Here is a 21,475-nt window from a genome sequence, read left to right as displayed (position 1 = left end):
AAAAACAGGAAGTGCCGCCGCCGATCACGCGAATTTATCCGCGCGCCGCCGCCCGACCAGCAGCCCGCGTTCAAGCCGCCCGCACAAGGCGGCGTAATAATCGTCGAGAAAGCCGCGATCGTCGTGATCGTCGGGCAAGCCCGCCTTGCGCCGGATCGCAGCGGCGACGGTGGCGATGGCATCGTCACGCCCACTGCGCAGCACATCCTCCAGCGTCTGGAGCTCGTACACTCCATACAGATCAAGCGCGGCTTCGGTGAAGATGCGGCGCGGGCGTTCGGTCGCGCGAACTAGGTCCGCGCCCAGTTCGCCGCGCACCGTGCGCACCACCCAGGTGCCCGCGAGCAAATCGCCGATGCGCAAGCGATCGCGGTTGAAGAGTGGGAAGAACAGGAAAATGCCGCTCCACCCGAGCGAGAAGATCGTCACGAAACTGTCCGCCAACCCCTGCACCGCTTGCGACATCAGGAACGTGAGCGGCAGGAACACCTCAATCTCGCGCATCGCGTTGCGCGCGATCACCGCGCCGCCGGTGAGCCGCGCGCCATCGCGCGCGACGACGCGCAGGCCCATCAACCGCTTGCCCGGAGTCGCGCCGCGCCCGCCCATTTCGAACAACACGAACCAGCCATTGCGCAGCACGAAGAAGCCGAGCAGCCAGAGGATCGCCAACGCGCTCTGCTTGCTCGCGACAAACAGCAGCGCGATCGCGATCGTCACCACGATCAGCAGGACCAACATCGACACCGCATCGACCATGAAGGCGGCGGCGCGCACCCCTGCCCCGCCCAGCTCGATCTGCAGATCGACTCCTTCGGGCGTGACAAAGCTGCGCCGCAACGATTGCGGCCCGGTCGCTCGGCGCGACCGATTACGCCGGAACAACGCCATGGCGGCCCCTCGGCAAATAGAAATAGAGCAGCCACCCAACCAGCATCGCCAGACCGATTGCGTAGCGCGACAAGTCTGCGGTGACCGTCTGCCGCCCGATCCCTTCGAGCACCCCGGCCACCGCCAGCATCACCACCGTGCCCGCCATCACCGTCGCGCCAGTCTTGCCCGCGGTAACCGCCGCATCCATCCGCGCCTGGCGTCCGGGAAAGGCGATCGCAGTGCCGATGCGGAACCCCGCCGCCCCCGACAGGATGATCGCGAACATTTCGGTGGTGCCGTGGATCATGATCCAGCCAACGAAGCCGAAGCCCAGCCCCTTGGGCGCGAACACCGCGAGAAACGCACCCAATGTCAGGCCGTTATAGACAATCAGCAACACCGTCGGCACGCCAAAGGCAAAGCCCAGCGCAAAGGCGAAGATCGCGATTTGCGCATTGTGCGTGAACAGGAAGGCGGCAAAGGTCGCCAGCGCATCCTGCCCCTTGGTGTCATACAGCGTCTGGCGCAGGCTTTCGGCCGAGGCGGACGGGTCGCGCCCTTGCGCCATGCCATCGCCGACAATGCCGAAGAACCAGCTCGGATCGCCGCGCACCAGCACATAGCCGACCACAGCCGCCGCGACCGTCAGCAGGAAAGCGACGAGCGTCTCGCGCCAGATCGAACGGACCGCAGTGGGCCAGGCCGAGCGGAAAAAGCGCCCCAATTGGCTCAGCGCCGAACTCGGCACGCCATAAAGCTGGAAATAGGCACGCGTGCAAAGCTGTTCGAGATAGACGATGAGCGCGCGATCAAGCGAGGTCTCGCGCGCGACCGCCAGCGACGACAGCGCCGAGCGATACAGCAAGGGCAGCGCCAGCAAATCCTCATCCTGCAGCGCGCGCACCGAGCGGCGCTCGATCCGCGAAACGAGATACTCCAGCCGCTCCCAATCGGCGGCATGGGCGGCGCGAAAGCGGCTGGCATTGACCAGCACCGGTTGCGGCGGCGCGAATGCGGAAACAGCGGCGGGGGCGGTGTCGGTCACAGCAGGTTCCTCCGCTTCAAATCGACATAACCCGCGACCAGTCGCTCGCCGACGCGATCATGCTCGGCTTCGATCACATGCACCCCCAGATGCTGCAAGCGGGTGAGCACCAGCTTGCGGTCGCGCAGCAGCGCCGCCGCCGTCACCGCGCGCGTCACATCGTCTGCGGTGGCGGGCGCGGCATCGGCGATGCGCTCCAATTCCTCTTCGCGCAGCACCACGACCAGCAGCAAATGCGTGCTGACGATCCGCGCCGCCGCGCGCACCATGAAATCGGCCGAGGTCAGGTCGGTAAATTCGGTGAACAGCACGATCATCGAGCGCCGCGTCAGCCGCGCCGCCAGCGTGGTGAGCGCAAAGGTATAATTGGTTTCCTCAGCCGTATAGTCGATCGCCGCCGCCAGCCGCTGCAAATTGGCAAAGGCGGGCATCCCCGACACCACCCCGCTGGCGATGCGCGGGCGCGAATCGAACGCGTGCAGCGCGACGCGGTCGCCGAGCTTCAGCGCGATCCATGCGGTCAGCAACATCGCCGAGACCGCGCGATCGATGCGCGGCAGCCCGGCGACCGGCTCGCACATCTGCCGCCCAGCATCGACCGCGAACACGATCTGGTTGTTGCGCTCGGTGCGATATTCCTTGGCGTGGAGCTTGGTCTGCCGCGCCGATTGCTTCCAGTCGATCGCGCGACGGTCCATGCCGGCGCGAAACTCGACCAGCGCCTCGAAATCGGCCCCATCCCCGCGCTCGATCTGCGCGATCAGGCCCTGCAGCGCGTGTCGCTGGAACATCTGCGCGCCGCGATCGTGCAGCGGGCGGATGTCGGGCAGAATCGGCAAGGTCGCCGTCGTGGGAATGACGCGCTGCTGCCACGCCAGGCCGAACGGCCCGCGCCAGCGCAGCCAGATCTGCTCGAACCGCGCCGTCCCGCGCCGCACCGTCGCCAGCGGCAGGACCGCCGCGCCGCGACCGCCCCGAAGCGCGATCCACATCCGCCCGTCATTTTCCAGCGTCACCAATGGCCCTGGCGCAAGCGCGACTTCGGCACTCCCGGGTGCCCGCGCCCCGTCGAGGGCGACGCTGACCACCGCTTCCACGGTCGCGCCGACCGAGGCGCTCGGCGGCACGCTGATCTTGGCGGTGCCCGCGCGCCGCCCGGCCAGCGCATCGACGGCGGTCATCACCAATATGGCGATCGGCCAGGCGAGCCCGACGAACCAGCGCCCGGGCATCGCCACCGCCACCAGCAAGGCGACCGGTGCCCCCGCCGCCGCCGCCAGCACCGCCGTGCGCGTCGGGTAGATCACCGCGGCGCTTCGATCGTTTCGATGATGCTGGTGACGACATCCTCGATCGCGCGGCCATCGATTTCGGCGGCGGGCGACAGGATCAAACGGTGGCGCAGCAGCGCCGGGGCCAGCGCCTTCACATCGTCAGGGATCACGAAATCGCGCCCGTCAATGGCCGCGCGGGCGCGCGCAGCACCTGCCAGCATCGCGCCAGCCCGCGGGCTCGCGCCGCTTTGCAGATCGGCGACCCCGCGCGTGCCGCGGATCAGCGCGGTGATATAATCGATCACCTCGTCGACCAGCCGCACTTGCCCGACCACCGCGATCGCCTCGGCAATGGCGGCTGCATTGGCGATGGCCGCAACGCCCCATTCGGCGGGCTCCATCGCATGGCCGTGCGCGCCATGCGTGGCGATGATGCGGCGTTCCTCGGCGGCACTCGGATAGTCCACGGTCTGTTTGAACAGGAACCGGTCGAGCTGCGCCTCGGGCAACGGATAGACGCCCTGCTGCTCGATCGGGTTCTGCGTCGCCACCACCATGAAGCGCTCGCCGAGCGACAGGCTTTCGCCGTCGATCGTCACGGTACGCTCCTGCATCGCCTCGAGCAGCGCCGCCTGCGTCTTGGGCGGGGTGCGGTTGATTTCGTCGGCCAGCAGCAGATCGGTAAAGATCGGCCCGCGCGTCAGCGTGAAGGTGCTGGTCTGGAAGTTGAACAGATTGGCCCCGATAATGTCCCCCGGCATCAGATCAGGCGTGAACTGGATGCGCCCGAAATCGAGCCCGATGACGCGCGCAAAACTGCGCGCGAGCAGCGTCTTGGCGGTGCCCGGCGGTCCTTCGAGCAGGACATGCCCGCCCGCAAACAACCCGACCAGCAGGACCTCGACCGTCTGTTCCTGCCCGACCACTGCCTTGCCGATCTCGCCGCGAATGGCCTGGGCCAGCGCCGCCACGTCCTCGACTGTCGTGATTGCACCCGTCACCGTGTCTTCTCCCATAACCATCGATGCAGCGCCTGCGCCGCCTGAAGCATATCGCGCGGGTCGCGCGCCGCGCGCGCCTGCTCCGCCAGATCCGAAAAACGGGCGCGATCGGTAAGGCCATCGAGATGCGCGTCGAGCGCGCCATCGCGCAGCCGCGCGGGCACCCCGAACACACCCACCGCGCGCTCGCGCACCAGATCGCCATAGCGCGTGCCCAACGCACCTTGCCGCCCGGCCTTGCGGACCAAAGCTGCGGCATTGTCGATCAGCGCGGTCTTGCCGAACGCAATCGCGCGCTCGCGCCGCCGTGGCGCGCCGAACCGCGCCGTCGCCTGGATTCCGGCGAGCAGCACCGCCGCCGCGACCGCCAGCGTCATCGCGAGGAAGGGCGGCTCGAACGCCAGCTTGAGCGGCGTCCGCGACCGGCCAAAGCCGTTCAGCGTCACGTCGAACAGCACCGATTTCGCGCCCGTCGCGTTGAGAAAGTCGAGCAACGCCAGCGCCGAGCGCGCCTGTTTGGCATCGCGCATCGCGATGTTTGACAGTAAATCGGGGTCCGCCAACACATAAAACGGGTGCTCGCCAATCTGGCCGAGCACGATCCCGCCCTGATCATCGGTAATCAACGGCTTCAGATCCGCCCCCGCCATCGTCTGCAACGGACGTGGCGCGGCAAAGTGCAGGTCGGCGGGCATCCAGGACAGGCCGACCAGGGGCCGCCCACCGCTCGGATGGCGCGCGATCTTCAGGTCATTCTTGGGGGCGAGCACACCCTCGGGCTCGAACGTCGGCTGCAGCCCGCGATAGCGCACCCACCCCGAATGCTCGGTATCGGCGACGGTGCGCCATTTGGGCAGGATCACCAGCGTCGGCTTGAGCGCGCGCTGCTCGATCACCTTGCTCATATCGGTGCGTCCGGTCTCCGGCGTCAGCACCACCAGATCCTCGGTATCCAGCGCACGAACGTCGCGCACGATCTGGGCACCCCGCCCGGTCGCCTGCGCCAGTTGCACGATGCCGCTGAACCCCGTCGCCGCATTCGACAGCGCGTGCGCCCCGCCATTGCGGCCCGAGCGCAAATCGGGCGCATAGGCCCCGAGCACCAGCATGCCGAGGAACAAGGCAATCCCCGCGCCCACGATGATGCCGACGGTGCGCACAGAGAAGCCGCCCGAGGTCGCCCCTGCAGTGCCGATCGCGATGTCGCTCATCCGCGCCACGTCCGGGGCAGCGCGAAATCGGCATAGGCCGCGCGCGCGCTTTGCCAGTCATCGGCGGCAACCGGGCGTCCCCCGAACAGGCTACGCTCGACCAGGCGCGCAATCCCCGCAAACAGACCGCGCGCCGATGGCGGAATCGCGTCGGACGCGCTGAGTTCGCGGCTGGTCAGCGCAGGGCGCACCAATTGCGGGCGACGCCGGGCGATGTCGTCGATCGAGCGGAACAGCAAATGATGCACCGCCTCGGCATAGCGCCCCGCCGCCGCCAGTGCATCGGCCTCGCGCAGCCATTCGCGCACCGGGGCCGCGTCCGGCTCCCACCCTGCTTCGTCGTCGGGCATGATCGCCGACGGACGGGCGCGGCGAAAGCGCGGCAAGCGCCATTCGCCGTAGCGGATGCGCTGATAGGCCGCCCACAGCACCGCCGCCACAGCGACCGCCAACACCGTCCATAAGAAGATCTTGGCATAAGGCCAGTTGGGAAAGAGCCCGTCCAGCCAAGCGAAAAAACGTCCAATCGGGGCAAGCACATGCTGCAGCCATTTGCCAAATTGAATCAACCATAAGGGCGGCTCGGGCGGCGGCGGCGCGGGGAGCAGCGTGAACTGAATCGTCGAATCCGCCTTCAGCGCCGCATGGGCCGCAGCGAAACGGTCGGTAGCGGTCGCCACCTGCTGCGATGTCCCCCCGCTCACTGTCATTCCCCCGGCAGCATGGGTCGCTACCCCCCTCAAACTAAACCAACTCTTCCGTCGCGCAATCGGCAAATTGCGCTGGACGAAGCGGATCGCATCCGCCACCCTGACAACGGTCTAGGGTCGGGGGATACGCAGACATGGCGACTATCGCAGCAGCATCGGACCGTCGCATGTCGATTGGCCGGGTTTTCAACCGCGCCTTTGCAACAATCGGTGCCAATCCGCTGACAATGTTTGGCATTTCGTTTCTGTTCGGAGCGTTGCCGAGCGTTGTGCTCAAGGCTCTCCTGCAAAGCCCACGGGCAACACAGACGCTGCCGTTCAGTTCCACCGCGCTCCTGCTGACAGCGGGCGTGGCGCTGTTGACACTGGCTTTCAACTTTCTGGCGCAAGGCGCGCTGGTACGGGCAACCGTGGCCTATAGCGACGGGCACCCCGTCAGCTTCGCCGAATCCGCGCTTGCCGGATTGCGCAAAATCCTGCCGCTCTTCGGGTTGGCGATCTTGCTCGGGCTGATCGTGATCTTCGGGCTGGCCTTGCTGATCGTGCCGGGCATCATCCTTTACGTGATATTGTCGGTCGCCACCCCGGCCTTGGTCGAGGAAAATTCGGGCATTTTCGGTGCCTTCGGACGCAGCGCCGCGCTGACCAAGGGCGCGCGCTGGAACATCTTCGCGCTCGAACTGGTCGTGCTGGTGATCTACTGGATCATTTCGGCGGTGGTCGGCGTGCTCTTCCTCGCGCTGATCGGCTTCCAGAACTTTGCCAATGCCGCGCAGGGCCAGGGCGGCCTGTCGATCGGGCTTATTGCCGTCAGCGCGGTATCGTCCACGCTGGTGATCACGATTATCTCGACGATCCAGACCTCGCTCTATGTCGAACTGCGCAACTGGAAAGACGGGCCGGCGGCGGAAGCGCTGACCGATATCTTCGGCTAAGGCGCTTCAGCGCGCGTTCACCGTGAATCGTCTTAGCACGCGGCGTTGGCCGGTGGTTCCAATCCGGCCCTGATCTGGTCTAAGGGCCCCGCCATGAATCGCTTCCTCTCCGCCCTGCATCCGCTTTGGTCGCGGCTTGCGCTATTTCCTTTTGCCATGCTCGCGCTTGGCGCAGGCGCGCCCAGCGGCGTGCTGCATGTCGCGGTCGACAATGTCCGCGCCCGCACCGGGCGCGTGCATGTCGATCTGTGCACGCAGGCGCAGTTTCTGAAGGATTGCCCGACCTCAGCCGATGCCCCGGCGCGGATCGGGCAGACGACAGTGACGCTGACCGGCCTGAAGCCCGGCCGCTATGCCGCGCAGGTGTTTTACGACCAGAATGGCAATGGCAAGATCGACCGCGCGCTGTTCGGCATTCCCAAGGAAGGCGTCGGCTTCTCCAACGATGCCAAGATCCGCCTGGCCCCACCCAAATGGGAGGAAGCGGTGTTCGACTATGACGGGCAGGAACAGACGATCCGCCTGAAATTGCGTTATTTCACGGGCCCGGACGCGCCCAAGCAGTGATTGCGCACCGCATCGAGCAACTCGTCGCGCTTGGCGTCAAGCGGCCGTTCGCAGTGCTTGCGATGTGCCTCGCGCTGGTCGCGGCCGCGGCGCTTTATGCCGCCAGCCATTTCGCGATGACGACCGACACCGCCGCGCTGATCTCCCCCAAGATCGCGTGGCGGCAGAATGAGAAAGCGGTCGAGACCGCCTTCCCGCAACTGTCCGACGTGCTGCTGGTGATCGTCGATGGCAAGACGCCCGAACTGGCCGAAGCCGCCACCGCGAAATTGTCTGCCGCACTCGCCGAAGACACCCGCCATTTCCGCACCGTCCAGCGCCCCGATGGCGGCGCGTTCTTCGATCGCGAGGGGCTGCTGTTCGGCTCGACCGCGTCGGTAAAAGCGTCCACCAAGGCCTTGATCGACGCGCAGCCTTTGCTCGGTCCGCTCGCCAGCGATCCATCGCTACGCGGCATCGCCGGCGCGTTCTCGACGATGCTGACCGGTGTCGGCAATGGCGACGTGCCGCTCTCGCGGATCGACCGCCCGATGCGGACGATGGCGGCCGCGCTGGAAACTTCGGCGGCGGGCAAGCCCGCGTATTTCTCGTGGCAGCAGCTCTTTGCCGAGCCCGGCGCGGGGGCCGCGCCGCCGCTGCGCCGCCTGATCCTCGCGCAGCCCAAGCTCGATTATGGCGCGCTCCAGCCCGGTGAGGATGCCGTTGCCGCGATCCAGGCACAGGCGGCGAAGCTCGGCCTCGACCAGGCGCATGGCGTGACCGTGCGCACCACCGGCGAAGTGCCGCTGGCCGACGAGGAATTCGCCACGCTGGAGGAGAATATCGGCTTTGTCGGGCTGGTAATGGCCGCCGCAATGTTGATCACTTTGTGGTTCGCCACCCGCTCGGCGAAGATCGTCGCGGGAATTGTGGTGACGATCGTTGCCGGGCTGGTGGTGACGACCGCACTCGGGCTGCTCGCGGTCGGCGCGCTCAACCTAATCTCGGTTGCGTTCATTCCGCTGTTCGTCGGGCTCGGCGTCGATTTCGGCATCCAGATCGCGGTGCGTTTCAATGCCGAACGGCTCGACGGGGCCGATACGGGTTCCGCGCTGCAACGCGCGGCGGTGGCGCTCAGCGCGCCGCTGGCGCTGGCGGCCGGCGCGGTGTTCCTCGGCTTTGGCGCGTTCCTGCCGACCGATTATATCGGCATTGCCGAACTTGGCATCATTGCCGGGCTCGGGATGATCGTCGCGCTGGTAGCCAGCGTCACGCTGCTGCCCGCGATGCTGATGCTGCTCAAGCCGGGTGTGCCACGCCGCGAAGTCGGCTTTGCCGAGGCGGCCCCGGTCGATCGCTGGCTGCACAGCCACCGCAAGACGGTGTTGTGGGCGTTCGGCCTGTCGATGGCGGGCAGCATTGCCTTGCTGCCGTTCGTCCAGTTCGACTTCAACCCGCTCCATCTGCGCGCCAAAGACGGCCCGGCGATGCGCGCGCTGAGCGATCTGATGCGCGACCCGTTGCGCACGCCCAATACGATCAACCTGCTCGCCCCCAATGCTGACGCCGCCACGGCGTTGACCGCGAAACTGGCCGCGCTTCCCGAAGTGGCGGAGGCGGTGTCGGTCGACAGCTTCGTCCCCGCCGACCAGGAGACCAAGCTCGCTTTAGTGCAGGATGCCTCGCTGCTGCTCGATGCGACGATCAATCCATTCGACCTGACCCCGCCGCCCAGCGATGCCGACTCCGCTGCCGCGCTGGCGCGCACCGCTGCCGAATTGCGGGCGACCGCGATCAGTCATCCCGGCCCCGCCGCTGATAGCGCACGGCGTCTCGCCACCGCCTTCTCGCGCCTCGCAAGCGGCACGCCGCAGGACCGCGCCCGCGCGACGACACTGCTGGTAACCCCGCTCGACACGATGCTGGGCCAGATCCGCGCGACGTTGCAGGCCGAAGCGGTGACGCGCGCCACGCTGCCGCCCGAAATTGCCGGGAACTGGATCGCCAAGGACGGCCGCGCCCTCGTGCAGGTGTTCCCGAAGGGCGACAGCAACAATAACGCCGTGCTGCGCCGCTTCACCAAGGCGGTGCGCGCCGTCGCACCCGATGCCAGCGGATTGCCTGTGGCAACGCAGGAGGCAGCGGGAACCGTCGCCTGGGCGTTTGTCGAGGCGGGGGTGCTCGCGCTCGCCTTGGTCAGTGGCCTGCTCTTCCTGGTGCTGCGCGACGTGAAGGAGGTGGCGTTTACGCTCGCCCCCGTCGTCCTTTCGGGCTTCCTGACGCTCGGCAGTTGCGTGCTGATCGGGCAGCCGATCAACTTCGCCAACATCATCGCCTTCCCCTTGCTGTTCGGGGTGGGCGTCGCCTTCCACATCTATTTCGTGATGGCGTGGCGCGGGGGCGCAACCGATCTGCTGCAATCGAGCCTCGCGCGCGCGGTGCTGTTCAGCGCGCTCGCCACGGGCAGCGCATTCGGCAGCCTGTGGCTGTCGCACCATCCGGGCACCGCGAGCATGGGCAAGATCCTGATGATCTCGCTCGCCTGGACCCTGGTCTGCGCCTTGATCTTCGAACCGGCTCTGCTCGGCCCGCCGCGCGCGAAAAAGGCTTAGGGCGCGGGGCTTACCGGCGCGGGCGCGCTAGGGGTGGCCGGTTTTTGGTCAGCGGGCGGAGCGGGATCGGCGGGAAGATCGTCGGCCGCAGGCTTTGCCGCCCCCTGCGACGCCGCGGGCGTGGGCTCGGCCGCCGCAGGATCGCTCAAAGGATCGTCAAGCGGGCTGCCCGTTTGCTTGCTGCCATGGCGCAGCTCCGCAACGGTCGCCGCACGGTCCTGCAAAAAGGCGGAGCGCAAGGTCGCATAGGGGTCGACCGCGCCGCCCAGCAGCGCCTTCAACTCGCCATCGGATTCGGCGCGGAGATCGATCCCGCTGAGCCCGGCCTGGGCGGCCTGATATTCGGCGCGATCGAACGGCGTGCCGATGGTCAGCGGCAGCACCGCGCCCTCGCCCACGCCGGCCCCAAAGTCGCGCAGCGTATTGGGGCCAACCAGCGGCAGGAAGATATACGGCCCCGGCCCCACCCCGTAACGGCCGAGCGTGTTGCCAAAGCTGTTGTCATGATGCGGCAAGTTGAAATCGGACGTCTTGGCGACATCAAGCAAACCGCCAATCCCGATGGTCGAGTTGACGCCGAAACGCGCCAGCGTCTTGAGCGCGCGCTTCGGCTTCAACTGCAGCACATCGTTGGCGAAAACGAGCGGCTCGCCGACATTGGAAAAAACGTGGCGGATGCCGGTGCGCACCACCTTGGGCACGATTTTCTTATACGCCATCGACACCGGACGCAGGAAAATCCGGTCGAGAAATTGATGGATCGAGAACATCACCCGGTTGAAGCCTTCGAGCGAATCGCCCTTGGCATGGTGGCGGTGCACCCTGGGGGTTTGCCCGACCATGGCGGGGGCGAGCGACACGGCGACCGGAGCCGCCTCGACACGCGTCGCCGACGGGGCCGCCGCCGGTTGCTGCGCCGCCACGGGGGCGGCGAGCAGCGCGATTGCCACCGCCAGCACGCTGCTCGTCGATCGAATCGTCACTCGACTTAGCGCCCGCCCTTGGCGGCCAGATCGTCAAGGTGCGCAATCAAGGCTTTGGCACCGCCCTTGGCAAACACGCTCGCAAAATCGGCGCGGCGCGTTGCCAACTGGCTGATCGCATTCTTGTAATAGACATCGACGATCTTCCAGCTGCCGCCGCTCTGGCGCAAACGGTAGCCGATCGGAACGGTGTCGCCCTTCGGCGCGGTCAGCGTCGTGCGCACCAATTTGTCGGTGCCGCGCGTCTCGATGCGGGGGTCGATGCTGAAGCTCTCCCCGTCATAGCTGCTGAAGTTCGAGGCATATTGGGCAACCGTCATCCGGCGCATCGCCGACACCAACGTGGCCTGGTCGCCCGGTGCCACCTTCACCCAATCGGGCCCGACCGACAGCCGCGTGATCAGGCCGATATCGAAGGTCTGGTCGACCACCGGGCCGATCCGCGCGATTCGGCCCTTGGTGCCAAGCGTGCTGCCGCCCTTCATGATCGTCAGCAAACCATCGTTCAGCGTCTGAATGGGGGCACGCGCAGGATCGGTCGCTTGCGCGGCAAGCGGAACCGCGCTGCACAATGCCGCCATCGGCACGACATATCGCAGGGAGAAAGTCATCAAGAGCTCCTGGTGGGACATTTGGCGATGCCCCAAATAGTGGTTGGCCGTTATCACCGCAGCGGCCCTAGCACAAACCGCTGTAGCGCCGATGAACGCTTTCGGGGCGATCGGGTACCATCGCCATCGCCATCTGCACGAGGATAGAGGTTTTCCCGCTTTCTTTATGCTGCGACGCGGCTAGAATAAGCGACCGGGAGGCATACATGACGGATCCGTGTGCGTGCCCTCCGGTCCCGCGCCCGGTTTTCGGCATTTTGAGCGGACGGAAGGACTGTTTTTGCAAGTAATTTTGGCCAACCCGCGCGGTTTCTGCGCAGGCGTGGTACGCGCGATCGAAATCGTCGAGCGCGCGATCGACCGCTACGGCGCGCCGGTCTACGTCCGCCACGAAATCGTCCATAACCGCCATGTCGTCGACACGCTGCGCGCGAAGGGTGCCGTGTTTGTCGAGGAACTGTCCGATGTGCCCGAAGGCGCGATGACGGTGTTCAGCGCGCACGGCGTCGCGCGAACCGTCGAGGAAGAGGCCAAGGCGCGCAAGCTGCCGGTGTTCGACGCGACCTGTCCTTTGGTCACCAAGGTGCATTTGCAGGGTCGGCGCTATGCCAAGGCCGGGCGCACGCTGGTGATGATCGGGCATGAAGGCCATGCCGAAGTGATCGGCACGCGCGGGCAAGTCGATGCGCCGGTCCATCTTGTCTCGACCGAGGCCGATGTGGCCGCGCTCGACATCCCCGAAGATGCCGAAATCGCCTATATCACCCAGACGACGCTGAGCGTGGACGACACCAAGAACGTCATCGCCGCTTTGGCCCGGCGCTTCACCAATTTGATCGGGCCCGACGTTTCCGAAATCTGCTACGCGACGCAGAACCGCCAGAGCGCGGTGCGCGATCTGTGCAAGGTCGCCGATCTGCTGCTGGTGGTGGGCTCCGAAAACAGCTCCAACTCTAGCCGCCTGCGCGACCTGGGCGCGGATGAAGGGTTGCCGAGCTATCTCGTCGCCGATGGCAGCGCGATCGATCCGGCATGGTTCGAAGGCATTGAGCGCGTCGGCCTTACCGCGGGCGCGTCTGCACCCGACGAGCTGGTCGACAGCGTGATCGCGGCGTTGCGCAAGCTCGGCCCGGTCGAGGTCACCCAGCTGGCAGGCGTTGAGGAATCGCTCGAATTCGGCCTGCCGCGCGAGTTGCGCGATCCGCCAGCAACTTCCCAACAGCGCGTTTTGAGCGCATAGGAACCCCCATGAGCCTTCCTTTTGCACCGCTGGCGCGCATCGGCGCCTATACCCTCAAGAACCACATCAAGGGCGGCAAATATCCGCTCGTGCTGATGCTGGAGCCGCTGCTGCGCTGCAATCTGGCGTGCCCGGGCTGCGGCAAGATCGATTATCCCGATGCGATCCTCAACCAGCGCCTGTCCTATGACCAATGCATGGACGCGATCGACGAATGCGGCGCGCCTGCCGTGTCGATCGCAGGCGGCGAGCCGTTGCTCCACCGCGACATGCCCAAGATCGTCCAGGGCTATATCGCGAAGAAAAAGTTCGTCATCCTGTGCACCAACGCTCTGCTGATGAAGAAGAAGATCGACGATTATAAGCCCTCGCCCTACTTCACCTGGTCGATCCATCTCGATGGCGACAAGGGCATGCACGACCATGCGGTCGACCAGGCCGGCACCTATGAAGTCGCGATCGAAGCGATCGAAATGGCCAAGGCCAAGGGCTTCCGCGTCCAGGTCAACTGCACCGTGTTCGATGGCGCGGACCCGAGCCGCCTCGCCGCGTTCTTCGACGAAATGCAGAAGCGTGGCGTAGAGATTACCATCTCACCCGGCTATTCCTACGAACGCGCCGCCGACCAGGAGCATTTCCTGACGCGCGAACGCACCAAGAATTTCTTCCGTGATGTGTTCCGGAAAGGTGACGGCGGCAAGGCGTGGACCTTCACCAACTCGCCCTTGTTCCTCGATTTCCTTGCGGGCAACCAGACCTATGAATGCACGCCGTGGTCGATGCCGCTGCGCACCGTCTTCGGCTGGCAGAAGCCATGCTATCTGGTCGGCGAGGGCTATGTCGACACCTTTGCCGAGCTGATGGAAGGCACCGACTGGGATCAGTACGGCGTCGGCAAATATGAAAAGTGCTCGAACTGCATGGTGCATTGCGGGTTCGAAGGCACGGCGGCGAGCGATTCGATCCGCCATCCGCTGAAGATGTTCGCAATTGGCCGCAACGGCGTGCGCACCGAAGGGCCGATGGCCCCTGACATCGACCTGTCCAACGCCCGCAAGGCGACCGACGTCCACTCGCTACACGTCGAGCGCGAACTCGCGAAGATCAAGGCCGCCGACCCCGAGGGCTTCAAGCGCACCCAGCGCGCGGCGTAAGGATGATGTGATGGCCGGGAAACCTGTTGCGAAAGGCGGTCCCGGCCACGCCGCAAGTGCGATTCAGGAACTGGATGTCGTGCGCTTGCTGGCACAGGTAACGCTCGACGAAGGCCGATTGCCGGTCGGCACCTTGGGAACGGCGGTGTTCCGCCACCAGAATGGCGAAGCCTTCGAGGTCGAATTCATGACCCCGTTTCACGCGCTCCTGACGCTCAGGGCAAACGAGGTCGCCGCGCTGGATGGCTAGGCTATCCGGTGGTCGCCTCATAACCGAGGCGAAGGTCCTCGAATATTTGTTGAACGCCGAACACCCGTTCGGAAAGTCGAAAGCGGCATATTTCACGCGCTTCGGCTTCTCGCTCGATGCCCATGTCGTGCTGTTGGAAGCCTTGCTGGCACACCCGGACAGCAACCAAATTATCGCGGTTCAGGAAAATAATTTCGGCACGAAAAGCATCGTTCAGTGTACGCTGAGAACCCCTGATGGTCGTGACCCGTGCATTCGCTCGGTCTGGTTTCTGGAGAAGGGCTCGAAACTTCAGCGGCTGGTTACGGCCTATCCTGCGACCGAATAGCCCAGTTCCTCAAAGCCAGATCCACTGACGAGAGCGCGCGACGTAACGCGGTAAACGCCGCACCGGCATCGCGGCCGGTGCGGATCAGCGCGGGGAGTTGCGCCGGGTTGCGCGCCAGCGATGCGAGGATCGCGCCGAGTGCGACGCCGCCATCGGGCTTCATGCCGACCAGAGCAGCGGGCGGCAGCGCGTGATCGGCGCTGTCCGAGATCGTGCGCAAAATCGCGAAGGGCAGGTCGTGCCGCGCGGCGACGCGGGCGGCTATGTGCGATTCCATGTCGACTGCGATTGCGCCGGTGGCGGCATAGAGGGCAGCTTTTTCGACGACAGAGGCGATGATCTGGTCCGCGCCAACGATGGTGCCGCGGTGGGCATTGGGGAGTGCGGAGGCAAGGTACGCGACCAACCCACCGTTCGTTTCGAGCGAAGTCGAGAAACCTGGCACCATCGCAGGTTTCTCGACTTCGCTCGAAACGAACGGGGTGTGAAGCGTTCCGACCACGACATCCCCTGCCCGTAAGGCCGGATCGAGCGCGCCCGCCACGCCGCAGGAGAGCACCGCGGAAACGCCGCCTGCCGCCGCCTCCAGTTCGCGCTCCAGCCGCAGCGCATCGCCGCCGCCCGCCACCACGACCACGCCCGGTCGCGCGATGATCGCCGCCTCGCGCGTCAGCCCGCAGGCGACGAGGATCGTCACATTCCGAACGCCGGGCGCGGATCGTTCGAGCGCTTCAGATTGCGATAGCGCGCCACCGCCCAAAGCGGGAAATACGCCGGATAGCCGTGATAGCGCAGGTAGAAGACGCGCGGGAAACCGCCGCCGGTATATTTCTCCTGCCCCCACAGCCCGTCGGCGGCCTGCGTCGAGATCAAATGGCGGATTCCGCGCTCGACCGCGGGATGATCGACCTTGCCCGCCGCCATCAGCGCGAGCAGCGCCCAGCCGGTCTGCGAGGCGGTCGAGGGTGCAGGCGTGTACCCTTTGTAATCGAGCGCATAGCTCTCGCAATCCTCGCCCCAGCCGCCGTCGAGATTCTGGATGTGGATCAGCCAGTCGGCGCCTTTGCGCACCATCGGATGCTTCGCATCGAGCCCGGCGGCGTTCAAAGCGCACAGCACCGACCAGGTGCCGTAAATGTAATTCACCCCCCAGCGCCCGAACCAACTGCCATCGGGCATCTGTTCCTTCTCCAGGAAGGCCAGCGCCGCCTTCATCCGGGGCGTATCGGTCTCGCCCAATTGCGCCAGCATCGACACCACGCGCGCGGTGACGTCGCTGGTCGGCGGATCGAGCAGCGCGCCATGATCGGCAAAGGGGATGTTGTTGAGATAATGATAGCTGTTGTCGGCATCGAACGCGCCCCAGCCGCCATCCTTACTTTGCAGCCCGACGGTCCATTCGACCCCGCGCGCGATCGATTCGTCATAGGCGGCGGGGGTGCGGTCCTTGGCGCGGTCCATCGCCATCACCACCACGGCGGTATCGTCGAGATCGGGGTAATGCGCGTTATTATATTGGAACGCCCAGCCGCCGGGGCGGACATCCGGCTTTTCCTCGGCCCAATCGCCCTTCACGTCGAGCACTTGCAGCGGCTTGAGCCACGCCAGCCCCGCCGCCGCGCGCGCCTCTGCCTCCTCGCCCCCCGCTTCCAGCATTGCGTGCGAGGCGAGCGCTGTATCCCACACCGGCGAGACGCAGGGCTGGCAATAGGCCTCGTCGTCCTTGACCACGAGCAGTCGCTCGACCGATTCGCGCGCGATCGCCCGCGCCGGGTGATCCTCCGGATAGCCCAGGCAATCGAACATCATCACGCTGTTCGCCATCGCCGGATAGATCGCGCCCAGCCCGTCGACGCCGTTCAACCGCTCGGTCACGAAGGTGACGCAGGCGTCGATCGCGCGCTGGCGCGTACCCTTGGGCCACAGCGGCTCGACGCCCTTCAGCACGACATCGAGGCCGTTGAAGAAGGTGGTCCACGCCTGCTTGGTGCCCGCCGCCTTGCTGACCAGCTTGGCGCGCTTGGTCGTGTAGAGTTCGTCGACCAGCACGCCCGAGGGATTGCGCGCGACCGGCTTCTTCGCCGCCAGCACCAGCAGCGGCACGATCACCGTGCGCGCCCAATAGGACATTTTGGACAGATGCACCGGGAACCAGCGCGGCAGCAGGATCAGCTCGACCGGCAGCGTCGGCACCACGCTCCACGGCCCCGCGCCGAACAGCGCCAGCTGGATGCGCGTGAAGACGTTGGCAGCCGCCGCCCCGCCCGCTTTGTGGATCGCCGTGCGAGCTTGCACCATGTGCGGCGCATCGATCGAATCGCCGATCATCTTGAGCGCGAAATAGGCCTTTACGCTCGCGCTGACATCGAAGGCGCCGCCATGGAACAGGCCCCAGCCGTGATGCGATGGCGACTGGATCCGGCGCAGATAGACGCCGATCTTGCGCTCGATCTCGGCGTTGCGCGGTTCGCCCAGATAATGGCGCAGCAGCACATATTCAGCCGGGATGGTGGCGTCGGCTTCCAGCTCGAACACCCAATGCCCGTCGGCATTCTGCAGCCCGCCCAGTGCGGCGGCAGCCTTGCTCGCCGTGGCATCGGCTTCTTCCAACAGGGCGCTGCGGTCTATCGTATCGATGCTCATGCCTGCGCCTTAGCCGAGCCGGGCACCCCGCGCCAAGCGGGCAGCGGTCTCGCCCGATCGCAAGGCGCCTTCGATCGTCGCGGGCAGACCCGTTTGCGTCCAGTCGCCCGCCAAAAACAGGTTGCGCCAGCGCGTGGCGGCAGGCGGACGCTTGGCGTCCTGTTCGGGCGTGGCGGCGAAGGTGGCGCGCTTTTCCTTGACGATCTGCCACGGCGGCAGCGTCGGCGGCAGCCCGTGGATCGCGGCGATATCCGCCCAGAAGGTCGCGGCGAGGTCTGCCCGGTCGGTGTCGACCAAATGATCGGCGGCGCTGACCGTCACCGAGATGCGATCGGCAAAAGAGAAGATCCATTCCGCCGTCCCGCCGATCACGCCGATCATCGGCGCCACGCCGGGTGGCGGCGTGTAGGCAAAGTGCGCGTTGACGATCGCGCGGAAATCATCGGGCACGGTCAACCCCGGCACCAACGACGCCGCGACCCAGGGCGGCACCGCCAGGATCACCGTCTCCTCCGCCGCGACCGGCTCTTCGCCGCTCCCGAAATCAAGCGCGACGACGCGATCCTCGGCAAAACGAAGGCCGCGGAGCCGCCGCCCGAGCGTCAATGTCGTGCCCTGCTGCTCCAGCCACGAAACCGCCGGGTCGACGAATGCCGCCGCCAGCGTTGGCTCCGCAATGCGCGGCCGCATCGCGCGGCCGCCTTTGCCGAGCGTCTCCCGTAACACCGCAGCCGACAACCCCGCCGAGCCCGATGCCGCCGCCGTATTGAGCACCGCGAGCAACACCGGCTCGATTAATTTGTCCCACACGCCCCCGCGCGCATCGATCCGGTCGCCCACCGTCTGCGTGGCCGCACCACCCAGCAGCCCCGCCAGCCGCAGATAATCGCCCGCCCGCGTGCCTGGCACGCGGCGGCCATCGCGGAAGATCCACCATGGCACCGGCCCGTCATTGATGCGCACCGCCCAGCGCGCGCCGCTGCGCCGGTCGACGAACGGGAAATCGGCATGGAGTGGCCCGCTCAGCCGGTCGCTCGCGCCGATCGTCGCGAGATAGTCCACCACCGCGCGATTGCCCGACAGCACCAGATGGTTGCCATTGTCGATCGTCCGCCCGAGCTGCGGATCGTGATAGCTGCGGCAGCGCCCGCCCGCTTGCGCCGCACCATCGACCAGCTCCGCCTTATGCCCGGCGCGCGCGAGATCGACGGCGGCGGCAAGCCCCGCCATCCCGGCCCCGACAATCCGGACCCGCCCGATAGAATCCGCGCGCTTCAACGGAACAGGCTGAGCCGCAACACGGTGAACAGCAACGCGGCCTTGTTGACCTTGATCCGCTCGCGCGGGGGGGCCCAGCCCATCGCCTCCATCCGCACCAAAATCGGCGCGTACACCGCCGCCATCAGTCGCGGTGCCAGCAAATGCCCGCGTGGCCGCTTCGCCAAAATCGCCTCGGCTGCGCGGAAATGTTCGTGCGCGCGCGCCGCCAGCACGCGTGCAGCGGCATCGACGCGCGCATCGCCAACCACAGCCAGCGGATCGCCGAGCGGAATGCCCGCCGCCTGCAACGGCTCCAGCGGCAGATAGACGCGCCCGATCGCGGCGTCTTCATCCACGTCGCGCAGGATATTGGTGAATTGCAAGGCGAGGCCGAGATGGTGCGCCAACGCGATGCCGGTCTCCTCCTCCATCCCGAAGATCTTGACCGACAAGCGCCCCACCGCCGAAGCGACGCGGTCGCAATACAGGTCCAGCGTGGCCATGGTCGGCCAGCGAACATCCTCGGCGACATCCATCGCCATGCCGTCGATCACCGCTAGAAAATCGGCCTTGTCGAGCGCGAAACGGCGCACCGCCTCCGCCACCAACGCCGCCTGCCCCGGATCGCCTCCGGCGTAGAGCGACTCGATATCCGCACGCCACGTTTCCAGTGCGGCCGCGCGCGCTGGACGATCGCCGATCTCGTCATCGGCGATGTCATCGACCGCGCGGCAAAAGGCATAAACCGCGTACATCGCCTCGCGCTGCGCGCGCGGCAGGACGCGCATCCCGGCGTAGAAGGAGCTGCGCGAGACTTGTGCCTGAAGATGCGCCGGGGTCGCCTTGGGGTTCATGCCCGCCCCTTAACCACTTGCTTTGCCGCCGCCAACGCTGCGAGCCCAAACGCCTCGCGCGCGCGGTGGTGGACGCGTTCCGAGAGCGGATCGCGCACTTTCAGGCGCGCGGTCAGGCTGGCGGCAAGGCGGTGGATGATCGCCACCTCAATCCCCAAGCGACGATCGCGAATCGCCGCGGCGAAACCCGCCGACTGCGCCAGCAATACGCCCGATCGCGCCGCCAGATCGCGGATCACCGCGCGCAGCGCCGGGGTGGCCGTCGGCTGGCTTAGATCCTCGACCGTCGCGCCATGCGCCGCCATGACATCCGCCGGGAGGTAGACTCGCCCGATCGCGCGGAAATCCTTGGCGCAATCCTGCGTGTGGTTGATGACCTGTAGCGCCGCGCACAATGCGTCCGACGCGGGCCAGGTGGCGTGATCCTCGCCATGTACGTCGAGCACATAGCGCCCGACCGGCATCGCCGAATAGCGGCAATAGTCGAGCAACGCCGTCCAATTGGCGTAGCGATCGACCGTGCAATCGCGCTCGAACGCGACGAGCAGATCGAGCGCGTGCTGCGGGCTTAGCCGATGCGCCTCCATCGTCGCGCGCAGCGCCACCGAAGGCGCGTCGCTATCCTCGGTGCCGAGGATCGACGCGCGCATCGCAGCGAGCAGCGCCAATTTCTCGTCGGCCGAGGCGGCGGCGTTATCGGCGACATCATCGGCCGCGCGCGCGAAATGGTAGAAGGCCATCACGGGCGCGCGATGCTCGCGCTTCAACAACACCGAGGCGACGGGAAAATTCTCGTCCTTATGCCCCTTGCCCGAGGCAAGCGCGGTGGCGGTGGTCGCGGTGCTCATGCCGACAGATCCGCCTGAACGCGGCCCTTCCACAGGCCCCCGCGTCCGCGCCTGTGCTGCCACGCCGACAGCAGCGTACAGCCTGCATAAAAGGTTGCGATCAACGGCAAGGCAGGTCCCCAAAGTGGCGAACGACGGTAAAATTGCAGCATCGGCTGGAACAGCAGCGCCATGATAGCCCAGGCCGCCAGCGCTGCATAATGCGCCGCGCCGCGCGCGAAAATCGCCAGCACCGGCGGCGCGAGATAGGTCAGTGCGAGGCCGAGCGTGGTGCCCGCCAGCAGCAACGGCGAATAGCGAAGCTGGGCGTAGGCGGAGCGCGAGATCATCGCCGCGACCGAGCCCCATGTGTCGTAACGCCGAATGCTGAGCGCGCGATCGGTCAGGCCAAGCCACACCGCCCCCTGCCGCTTCATCAACGCACCGAATGCGCAATCGTCGATCAGCGCGGAGCGCACCGCCGCAATCCCGCCCGCCGCCGCCAGCGCGCGACGCTGCACCAGCATCACCCCGCCGGCCGCCGCGCCAAGGCCGCGCCCGCGCCGGTTCACCGTGGCGAAGGGGTAGAGCATCTGGAAAAACCAGACGAAGGCGGGGATCAGCGCACGCTCGGCCAGACTCTCGCAGCGTAGCCGCGCCATGAGCGAGACCAGCACGCGATCATCCGCCACCGCGCGGGTGACCAGGCTGCGCACACTGTCGGGCGCGTGCGCGATGTCGGCGTCGGTCAGCAGCAGATAGTCGGGCGCGTCGTCTGCCGCAGCGATGCCTTGCGAGACCGCCCACAATTTGCCGGTCCAGCCGGACGCGAGCGGCGCGCCGGTGACGATCTGCAAACGGTCCGATCCCACGGCGCGGGCGATGTCGGCGGTGCCGTCGCTGCTCGAATCATCGACCAGGATGATGCGGAAGTCGCCGGGATAGTCCTGCGCGGCGAGGCTGGCGATCGATTCGGCGATCACCTCGGCTTCATCGCGCGCGGGCACGACCGCGACCACGGACGGCCATGCCCCTCCTTCTCCCCTCCCTTCCAGGGAGGGGAGCAATCGCGCCATCCCGCTCGCGCGTCAGCCAGAAGCCGTCGCGCCCAAGCGCCA

At 66.5% G+C, this 21,475-nt stretch carries 21 protein-coding genes; 7 read left to right on the top strand and 14 right to left on the bottom strand.

Features of this window, described 5'->3' with window-relative positions; translation table 11 throughout:
* Positions 1-24: 24 nt before the first annotated feature.
* The 6 genes from ON00_RS16915 to ON00_RS16890 are packed head-to-tail and all read right to left on the bottom strand — an operon-like array spanning position 25 to position 6,114.
* Positions 25-891 (bottom strand): RDD family protein, encoded by an 867-nt coding sequence (locus ON00_RS16915; RefSeq protein ID WP_010407849.1) that lies wholly within the window; start codon positions 889-891, stop codon positions 25-27.
* Complete coding sequence (locus ON00_RS16910; protein WP_010407846.1) at positions 872-1,918, bottom strand: stage II sporulation protein M; 1,047 nt, start codon at positions 1,916-1,918, stop codon at positions 872-874. Before ON00_RS16910 ends, ON00_RS16915 begins: the two co-directional genes overlap by 20 nt.
* Positions 1,915-3,225, bottom strand: a complete 1,311-nt coding sequence (locus ON00_RS16905; RefSeq protein ID WP_010407843.1) for a DUF58 domain-containing protein — start codon at positions 3,223-3,225, stop codon at positions 1,915-1,917. Before ON00_RS16905 ends, ON00_RS16910 begins: the two co-directional genes overlap by 4 nt.
* On the bottom strand, positions 3,222-4,208 hold the full coding sequence (locus ON00_RS16900; protein ID WP_050810935.1) for an AAA family ATPase: 987 nt from the start codon (positions 4,206-4,208) through the stop codon (positions 3,222-3,224). Before ON00_RS16900 ends, ON00_RS16905 begins: the two co-directional genes overlap by 4 nt.
* Entirely contained in the window at positions 4,190-5,404 is a 1,215-nt protein-coding gene (locus ON00_RS16895) for a hypothetical protein (RefSeq protein ID WP_010407839.1), read from the bottom strand. Before ON00_RS16895 ends, ON00_RS16900 begins: the two co-directional genes overlap by 19 nt.
* Entirely contained in the window at positions 5,401-6,114 is a 714-nt protein-coding gene (locus ON00_RS16890) for a DUF4129 domain-containing protein (protein ID WP_211207139.1), read from the bottom strand. Before ON00_RS16890 ends, ON00_RS16895 begins: the two co-directional genes overlap by 4 nt.
* Before the next feature lie 134 nt (positions 6,115-6,248).
* Here ON00_RS16890 and ON00_RS16885 point away from each other — a divergent pair, with 134 nt between their 5' ends.
* The 3 genes from ON00_RS16885 (at position 6,249) to hpnN (ending at position 10,207) form a co-directional block, all read left to right on the top strand.
* Entirely contained in the window at positions 6,249-7,049 is an 801-nt protein-coding gene (locus ON00_RS16885; RefSeq protein WP_010407835.1) for a DUF7847 domain-containing protein, read from the top strand.
* Positions 7,050-7,142: 93 nt separating this feature from the next.
* Positions 7,143-7,616: a DUF2141 domain-containing protein gene (locus ON00_RS16880; protein WP_010407832.1), complete on the top strand. Its 474-nt coding sequence runs from the start codon at positions 7,143-7,145 to the stop codon at positions 7,614-7,616.
* Positions 7,613-10,207 carry a hopanoid transporter HpnN gene (gene hpnN / locus ON00_RS16875; protein ID WP_010407830.1) on the top strand — a complete coding sequence of 865 codons (2,595 nt, stop codon included), beginning with the start codon at positions 7,613-7,615 and terminating at the stop codon, positions 10,205-10,207. Before ON00_RS16880 ends, hpnN begins: the two co-directional genes overlap by 4 nt.
* Here hpnN and ON00_RS16870 read toward each other — a convergent pair.
* Together ON00_RS16870 and ON00_RS16865 are read right to left on the bottom strand one after the other, a co-directional pair.
* Positions 10,204-11,190, bottom strand: a complete 987-nt coding sequence (locus ON00_RS16870) for an MlaA family lipoprotein (protein WP_010407828.1) — start codon at positions 11,188-11,190, stop codon at positions 10,204-10,206. The genes hpnN and ON00_RS16870 overlap by 4 nt on opposite strands.
* Positions 11,191-11,195: 5 nt before the next feature.
* Positions 11,196-11,801 (bottom strand): ABC transporter substrate-binding protein, encoded by a 606-nt coding sequence (locus ON00_RS16865; protein WP_010407826.1) that lies wholly within the window; start codon positions 11,799-11,801, stop codon positions 11,196-11,198.
* A 280-nt stretch (positions 11,802-12,081) separates the two neighbouring features.
* On the opposite strand from ON00_RS16865, the gene ispH reads away from it, so the two are divergent.
* The 4 genes from ispH to ON00_RS16845 are packed head-to-tail and all read left to right on the top strand — an operon-like array spanning position 12,082 to position 14,773.
* Positions 12,082-13,041: a 4-hydroxy-3-methylbut-2-enyl diphosphate reductase gene (ispH, locus tag ON00_RS16860; protein WP_010407825.1), complete on the top strand. Its 960-nt coding sequence runs from the start codon at positions 12,082-12,084 to the stop codon at positions 13,039-13,041.
* 8 nt (positions 13,042-13,049) lie between these two features.
* Entirely contained in the window at positions 13,050-14,195 is a 1,146-nt protein-coding gene (gene hpnH, locus ON00_RS16855; RefSeq protein ID WP_010407823.1) for an adenosyl-hopene transferase HpnH, read from the top strand.
* Positions 14,196-14,205: 10 nt separating this feature from the next.
* Positions 14,206-14,445, top strand: coding sequence for a DUF4926 domain-containing protein (locus tag ON00_RS16850; RefSeq protein ID WP_010407819.1), 240 nt, complete (start codon positions 14,206-14,208; stop codon positions 14,443-14,445).
* Positions 14,446-14,494: 49 nt separating this feature from the next.
* Entirely contained in the window at positions 14,495-14,773 is a 279-nt protein-coding gene (locus tag ON00_RS16845; protein WP_245535594.1) for a DUF6883 domain-containing protein, read from the top strand.
* Here the strand turns inward: ON00_RS16845 and ON00_RS16840 are convergent.
* From ON00_RS16840 to ON00_RS16815, 6 genes are read right to left on the bottom strand one after another with little or no spacing between them, the layout of a single operon-like run.
* Positions 14,748-15,470: a phosphorylase family protein gene (locus tag ON00_RS16840; RefSeq protein WP_010407814.1), complete on the bottom strand. Its 723-nt coding sequence runs from the start codon at positions 15,468-15,470 to the stop codon at positions 14,748-14,750. The genes ON00_RS16845 and ON00_RS16840 overlap by 26 nt on opposite strands.
* Positions 15,467-17,416: a squalene--hopene cyclase gene (shc, locus tag ON00_RS16835; RefSeq protein WP_010407811.1), complete on the bottom strand. Its 1,950-nt coding sequence runs from the start codon at positions 17,414-17,416 to the stop codon at positions 15,467-15,469. Before shc ends, ON00_RS16840 begins: the two co-directional genes overlap by 4 nt.
* 9 nt (positions 17,417-17,425) lie before the next feature.
* Complete coding sequence (hpnE, locus tag ON00_RS16830) at positions 17,426-18,646, bottom strand: hydroxysqualene dehydroxylase HpnE (RefSeq protein WP_010407808.1); 1,221 nt, start codon at positions 18,644-18,646, stop codon at positions 17,426-17,428.
* A gap of 44 nt (positions 18,647-18,690) precedes the next feature.
* Entirely contained in the window at positions 18,691-19,530 is an 840-nt protein-coding gene (gene hpnD / locus ON00_RS16825; protein WP_010407804.1) for a presqualene diphosphate synthase HpnD, read from the bottom strand.
* Positions 19,527-20,378 carry a squalene synthase HpnC gene (gene hpnC, locus ON00_RS16820; protein ID WP_010407802.1) on the bottom strand — a complete coding sequence of 284 codons (852 nt, stop codon included), beginning with the start codon at positions 20,376-20,378 and terminating at the stop codon, positions 19,527-19,529. Before hpnC ends, hpnD begins: the two co-directional genes overlap by 4 nt.
* Positions 20,375-21,376 carry a glycosyltransferase gene (locus ON00_RS16815; RefSeq protein WP_010407801.1) on the bottom strand — a complete coding sequence of 334 codons (1,002 nt, stop codon included), beginning with the start codon at positions 21,374-21,376 and terminating at the stop codon, positions 20,375-20,377. Before ON00_RS16815 ends, hpnC begins: the two co-directional genes overlap by 4 nt.
* Positions 21,377-21,475: the final 99 nt, after the last annotated feature.

It is taken from the genome of Sphingomonas echinoides ATCC 14820, from assembly GCF_000241465.1.
Classification (GTDB): Bacteria; Pseudomonadota; Alphaproteobacteria; order Sphingomonadales; family Sphingomonadaceae; genus Sphingomonas; species Sphingomonas echinoides.
The sequence above is the reverse complement of the archived record's forward strand: the minus strand, read 5'-3'. Positions and strand labels throughout refer to the sequence as shown.

Coding starts and splice junctions, on each gene's coding strand:
- ON00_RS16915 (WP_010407849.1), bottom strand. CDS start 891: ATGGCGTTGTTCCGGCGTAATCGGTCGCGCCGAGCGACCGGGCCGCAA.
- ON00_RS16900 (WP_050810935.1), bottom strand. CDS start 4,208: ATGGGAGAAGACACGGTGACGGGTGCAATCACGACAGTCGAGGACGTG.
- ON00_RS16895 (WP_010407839.1), bottom strand. CDS start 5,404: ATGAGCGACATCGCGATCGGCACTGCAGGGGCGACCTCGGGCGGCTTC.
- ON00_RS16890 (WP_211207139.1), bottom strand. CDS start 6,114: ATGACAGTGAGCGGGGGGACATCGCAGCAGGTGGCGACCGCTACCGAC.
- ON00_RS16885 (WP_010407835.1), top strand. CDS start 6,249: ATGGCGACTATCGCAGCAGCATCGGACCGTCGCATGTCGATTGGCCGG.
- ON00_RS16880 (WP_010407832.1), top strand. CDS start 7,143: ATGAATCGCTTCCTCTCCGCCCTGCATCCGCTTTGGTCGCGGCTTGCG.
- ON00_RS16865 (WP_010407826.1), bottom strand. CDS start 11,801: ATGACTTTCTCCCTGCGATATGTCGTGCCGATGGCGGCATTGTGCAGC.
- hpnH (WP_010407823.1), top strand. CDS start 13,050: ATGAGCCTTCCTTTTGCACCGCTGGCGCGCATCGGCGCCTATACCCTC.
- ON00_RS16850 (WP_010407819.1), top strand. CDS start 14,206: ATGGCCGGGAAACCTGTTGCGAAAGGCGGTCCCGGCCACGCCGCAAGT.
- shc (WP_010407811.1), bottom strand. CDS start 17,416: ATGAGCATCGATACGATAGACCGCAGCGCCCTGTTGGAAGAAGCCGAT.
- hpnE (WP_010407808.1), bottom strand. CDS start 18,646: ATGGCGGGGCTTGCCGCCGCCGTCGATCTCGCGCGCGCCGGGCATAAG.
- hpnD (WP_010407804.1), bottom strand. CDS start 19,530: ATGAACCCCAAGGCGACCCCGGCGCATCTTCAGGCACAAGTCTCGCGC.
- hpnC (WP_010407802.1), bottom strand. CDS start 20,378: ATGAGCACCGCGACCACCGCCACCGCGCTTGCCTCGGGCAAGGGGCAT.